Origin of the sequence: Pedobacter sp. HMWF019, assembly GCF_003061025.1 — a bacterium.
GTDB lineage: Bacteria > Bacteroidota > Bacteroidia > Sphingobacteriales > Sphingobacteriaceae > Pedobacter.
Genome location: NZ_QAIL01000105.1, coordinates 1 through 5,634, shown reverse-complemented (window position 1 = coordinate 5,634; position 5,634 = coordinate 1). Strand labels below are relative to the sequence as shown.

Here is a 5,634-nt window from a genome sequence, read left to right as displayed (position 1 = left end):
GCCCCAAACTCGTATTTAGCTTCGTCTTGGTTCGTCACTTCTCCGCCACTACTGCGTCGTAACTTAGGCAAACAGGTACTTTTGCCGAACAATCGGCGCTAACAGGCCGGATCATCGAACAACTAACATCGACCAAGCTGTAACCAAAGCAGTAAGGATTACAGGATGATGCGCCCTACCTGGTCATCACCGTCCCTCTGCAATTTGCTACGGAAAATACTCGTACGATGCAGAAAGACCTCAGAGATCTGTCCGCTTCTTCAGCGGACCTGATCTCGTTAGTCTTGAAGCAGCTGTACAGAATTTTCCAAACAATTCATTAAATTATGCGGCTGCTGTAAGAAAAACTTAATTTTAATATCTTAACTTTGCAACCTTAATTTTTTGGAGATACTTGATTGATGTATAGGGAATTTAAACAACTGGAACTAGCTAAACTAAGCAAAGAAATACTTGAATTTTGGAAAAAGGAGAACATCTTTGAAAAAAGCATTTCTACCCGTCCGGAGTCCAATCCGTTTACTTTTTACGAAGGCCCCCCTTCTGCCAATGGCATGCCGGGGATCCACCACGTGATGGCCCGTGCGATTAAAGATATTTTTTGCCGTTACAAAACACAAAAAGGTTTCCAGGTTAAACGAAAAGCCGGCTGGGATACCCATGGACTACCTGTAGAACTTGGAACTGAAAAAGAACTCGGCATCACCAAAGAAGACATTGGCAAAACCATTTCCATTGAAGATTATAACGAAGCCTGTAAAAAAACAGTGATGCGCTATACCGACGTATGGAATGACCTGACCGAACAAATGGGCTACTGGGTAGATATGGGTGATCCATATGTGACTTACAAGTCAAAATACATGGAGTCTGTTTGGTGGCTTTTAAAGCAAATCTACGATAAAGGCCTTCTTTATAAAGGTTATACCATACAACCCTACTCTCCAAAAGCCGGAACCGGACTGAGTTCTCACGAAGTTAATCAGCCTGGTGCTTACAGAGACGTTACCGACACGACAATTGTTGCACAATTTAAGTCATTACCAGATACCCTTCCTCAATTCTTACAAGGATTTGGAGAAATCCACCTGATGGCATGGACAACAACTCCATGGACATTGCCTTCCAATACCGCATTAACCGTTGGGCCAAAAATAGACTATGTACTGGTCAAAACTTTTAATCAGTATACCTTCCTACCGGTAAACGTGATTTTGGCGAAGAATCTGGTTGGAAAACAATTCAACAAAGTATACTTCGAAAGTACCTCGGCAGAAGATTTCAATAATTTTGCCACTGGTGATAAAAAAATCCCTTATCAGATTTTAACTGAGTGCAAAGGTGCAGATCTGGTAGGCATCAGATATGAACAGCTTTTACCCTATACCCTTCCTTATCAAAACCCGGAAAATGCATTCCGTGTCATCTCAGGTGACTTTGTAACCACAGAAGATGGGACCGGTATTGTACACACGGCCCCTACTTTTGGTGCAGATGATGCTAAAGTGGCAAAAGAAGCTACTCCGGAAGTCCCACCTATGCTGGTTCTGGATGAAAACGGAACACCAGTACCCCTGGTAGATTTGCAAGGTAAATTCACTTCGCACCTGGGAGATCTTGCAGGTAAATACGTAAAGAACGAGTATTATGATACTGGTGAAGCTCCTGAAAAATCCGTAGATGTGGAAATCGCTATCCGCTTAAAAGAAGAGAATAAAGCCTTCAAGGTAGAAAAATACGTGCACAGCTATCCACACAGCTGGAGAACTGATGAGCCCCTCTTATATTATCCGTTGGATTCCTGGTTCATTAAGGTAACGGACGTAAAAGATCGTATGTTTGATCTGAACGAGACCATTAACTGGAAACCCAAATCCACTGGCGAGGGCCGTTTTGGAAACTGGCTAAAAAATGCCAATGACTGGAACTTATCCCGCTCCAGATACTGGGGAATCCCTTTGCCAATCTGGAGAACAGAAGACAAAAAAGAGGAGATGATTATTGGCTCTGTAGAAGAGTTATACAGGGCGATAGAAAAATCTATTGAAGCTGGTCTGCAAAAAGAAAATCCATTCAAGGGATTTGAGATTGGAGATATGTCTGAGAAGAATTATGATCTGGTTGATCTGCATAAGAATGTAGTGGATGAAATTGTTTTGCTTTCCCCGTCAGGAAAACCAATGAAACGCGAATCCGATCTTATTGATGTTTGGTTTGACAGTGGTGCTATGCCTTATGCGCAATGGCATTATCCTTTTGAGAATAAAGATAAAATTGATGGCAACAAAGATTTTCCTGCAGATTTTATTGCTGAAGGCGTAGATCAGACCCGTGGATGGTTTTATACCCTGCATGCCATCGGCACCCTGGTTTTTGATCAGGTCGCATATAAAAATGTAGTCTCTAACGGTCTGGTATTGGACAAGAATGGACAAAAGATGTCCAAACGCCTGGGCAATGCGGTAGATCCTTTCAAAACACTGGCAGAGTACGGGCCAGATGCTACCCGCTGGTATATGATTTCTAATGCGAATCCATGGGACAACCTGAAGTTCGACACAGAAGGTATTGCAGAAATTCGCCGTAAATTCTTCGGCACCCTCTACAACACCTATGCTTTCTTTGCATTATATGCCAATATCGATCAGTTTGAGATAGACCAGAACAATCTAACACCAGTTGCCCAGCGCAGCGAACTGGATCGCTGGATCTTATCTTTATTGCAAACCCTGATTGCAGAAGTGGACGAAAGCTATAATTCTTACGAACCAACCAGGGCAACAAGAGCTATCCAGGCATTTGTAGACGAACACCTGAGCAATTGGTACATCAGGTTGTCCCGTCGCCGCTTCTGGAAAGGCGAGATGACTGCTGATAAAAAAGCGGCTTACGAAACCCTGTATACTTGCCTGATGAGCATAGCTCAAATGATGGCACCAGTAGCGCCTTTCTTTGCAGACTGGTTGTTCCGAAACCTGGCTGTAGCAGATAAGAATGCTGCAGAATCTATTCATCTGGCTTTATGGAAAGAGGCAGATATTTCGCTTATAGATACCGCCCTAAACGAACGGATGCAGCTTGCACAAGACATTTCATCTATGGTCTTGTCGCTCCGTAAGAAATCCAGCATCAATGTTCGTCAGCCTTTAGCCAAGATTCTTTTACCCGTTCTGGACCAGAAATTTGCAGACAAAGTAGAATTGGTAAAAGAATTAATTCTATCCGAAACGAATATTAAAAATATTGAGTATATTACTGACACTGCAGGCTTCATCAAGAAAAAGATCAAACCTAACTTTAAAGCCCTGGGCCCAAAAGTTGGTAAAGATATGAAGCTGGTAGCCGAGGTCATCAATAACCTGAGCCAGGAGCAGCTGGGACAGTTTGAAAATACCGGAGAATATCTGATCCCGGGTACCGATTATCTGATCCAACTGGCCGATGTAGAGATTATTGCCGAGGACATACCAGGGTGGCAGGTGACCAATCTGGGCAGTTTAACTGTTGCCCTGGATGTAACCATTACTGAAGAATTGAAACAGGAAGGCTTATCCAGAGAACTCATTAACCGCATCCAGAATTTGAGAAAGGAACTGAACTTTGAAGTGACGGATCGCATTACCGTGAGTTTACAAAAGGATAATTTGATCACCGCCGCAGTAGAACAAAATAAACAATACATTTGCTCGGAAATTTTAGCAGATGACATTAATTTAACAGAGAATATAGACAAAGGAAACAAAATCGTAATAGATGATGTTGAATTACTAATTTCGATTGAAACACAATAATTATTATGGAAAAAACTGAGAAAACAAGGTATTCTGATAGTGAGTTACAGGAATTCAAAGACCTGATCCTTGACAAATTACGTATGGCGAAAGAAGAATTCCTGTCTTTAACCAATTCATTAAGTAGCCCGAACTCTAATGGTACAGAAGATACTTCCGGAACATATAAGACTTTAGAAGATGGTTCTGCAACTTTGGAAAAAGAGCAGATCAATCAGTTAGCTGCCCGCCAGAAAAAATTCATTGAAAATCTTGAAGCTGCCCTGGTACGCATTGAAAACAAAACTTATGGAATTTGCAGGGAAACCGGCAAACTGATCCAGAAAGAACGTTTACGTGCTGTTCCTCATGCAACCTTAAGTATGGAAGCTAAACTGAAGCAGGCATAATGAAAGGCTATACCAAACCTTTACTAATTATCTTTTTAGTATTGCTTATAGACCAGGCGGTAAAAACCTGGATCAAAACCCATATGTACATTGGCCAGGAATTCAAAATCCTGGGCAATTGGTTCATTATACATTTCACAGAGAACAATGGTATGGCCTTTGGTCTCGAATTTGGCGGGGAGTTTGGTAAGCTGTCTTTATCTTTATTTAGAATTGCGGCTGTAGCTGGTATTGGCTATGGCCTGCATTATCTCATTCAGCGCAAATATCACAGAGGCCTGATATTAAATGTAGCTCTTATTTTTGCCGGGGCACTGGGTAATATCATTGACTCTGTGTTTTATGGTAAAATTTATGGCTATGCGGGTCTATTTCATGGTCGCGTAGTCGATATGATGTATTTCCCCATACTGGAAGGTGTATTTCCAAAATGGGTACCAATCTGGGGCGGGGAAGATTATATTTTCTTCAGACCCGTGTTTAACATTGCAGACGCAGCTATTTCTGTAGGTGTAATACTAATCCTCGTATTTCAAAAAAGCTATTTCAAAGAAGAAATTATCGAAGAAATAGGCCCTAATAATGAGATCGTTGAAGATTAATCTATTCTTTTTTTATTTTATCCTTATGGAATTGGTATGATAATTACATCTGAATATTAAACACACAAAAGAAATTAATTTATACCATTATGAAAAAATTAGTAGCCCTTGCCTTTGTTGCCTTATTTAGTATGAGCGCCATGGCCCAGCAAGTAGATATGAGAAGGAAGATTTCCGTTAGCGGTTCTGCCGAAACAGAAGTAACCCCAGACATCATCTACTTAAGCATTTCATTAAAAGAGTATCTTAAAGACAACAACAGCAAGAAAAAAGTAGACATCACTACACTGGAGAATCAATTATTCAATGCCATCCAAAGTGCGGGTATACCAAAAGAGAATCTGATGATCAATAACCTCTCCAGCTATAATTATGCAACAGAGAAAAAGAAAGATCCGGATTTCCTGGTGAGTAAACAATATCGCCTGAAAGTAACAGACCTGAACAAATGGAATGCAATTATTGGTGCTGTTGATCCAAAAGGAGTAGCCTATACCAATATTGACAGCTATGATTACTCTAAAATTGAGGCTTTGAAGAAAGAGCTGAAAATTAAGGCTATTCAGGCAGCCAAAGCTAAAGGCGCTTACATGGCAGAAGCACTCGGAGACCACTTGGGAAGTGCAATCGATGTGCAGGAAGTAAACAATGAAAACTATCCTCAACCTATGTACCGTGCCAATGTTATGATGAAATCTGCTTATGCCGGTGATGCTGCAGAGGCTCCTGCTCCGGAAATCGATTTCAAGAAGATTAAATTAAATTATGTAGTGAATGTCGTGTTCGAATTAAAATAATTGATCTGAACACTATACAGTCTTGATAGAAATTTATAATTATTATATAATAAAC

Annotated in this window: 4 protein-coding genes; all 4 read left to right on the top strand. The window is 40.8% G+C overall.

The window, feature by feature from the left end; genetic code table 11:
• The first annotated feature begins 401 nt into the window (after window positions 1-401).
• The 4 genes from ileS (at window position 402) to DBR11_RS06595 (ending at window position 5,579) form a co-directional block, all read left to right on the top strand.
• The gene (gene ileS, locus DBR11_RS06610; RefSeq protein WP_108550818.1) at window positions 402-3,791 is read left to right on the top strand and encodes an isoleucine--tRNA ligase; all 3,390 of its coding nucleotides are present in this window, start codon (window positions 402-404) and stop codon (window positions 3,789-3,791) included.
• Between the two features lie 5 nt (window positions 3,792-3,796).
• The gene (locus DBR11_RS06605; protein ID WP_199076627.1) at window positions 3,797-4,180 is read left to right on the top strand and encodes a TraR/DksA C4-type zinc finger protein; all 384 of its coding nucleotides are present in this window, start codon (window positions 3,797-3,799) and stop codon (window positions 4,178-4,180) included.
• The gene (locus DBR11_RS06600; protein ID WP_108550814.1) at window positions 4,180-4,782 is read left to right on the top strand and encodes a lipoprotein signal peptidase; all 603 of its coding nucleotides are present in this window, start codon (window positions 4,180-4,182) and stop codon (window positions 4,780-4,782) included. The genes DBR11_RS06605 and DBR11_RS06600 overlap by 1 nt, the downstream gene beginning before the upstream one ends.
• Before the next feature lie 89 nt (window positions 4,783-4,871).
• Entirely contained in the window at window positions 4,872-5,579 is a 708-nt protein-coding gene (locus DBR11_RS06595; RefSeq protein WP_108550812.1) for an SIMPL domain-containing protein, read from the top strand.
• The last annotated feature ends 55 nt before the right edge of the window (window positions 5,580-5,634 follow it).

Coding starts and splice junctions, on each gene's coding strand:
- ileS (WP_108550818.1), top strand. CDS start 402: ATGTATAGGGAATTTAAACAACTGGAACTAGCTAAACTAAGCAAAGAA.
- DBR11_RS06605 (WP_199076627.1), top strand. CDS start 3,797: ATGGAAAAAACTGAGAAAACAAGGTATTCTGATAGTGAGTTACAGGAA.
- DBR11_RS06600 (WP_108550814.1), top strand. CDS start 4,180: ATGAAAGGCTATACCAAACCTTTACTAATTATCTTTTTAGTATTGCTT.
- DBR11_RS06595 (WP_108550812.1), top strand. CDS start 4,872: ATGAAAAAATTAGTAGCCCTTGCCTTTGTTGCCTTATTTAGTATGAGC.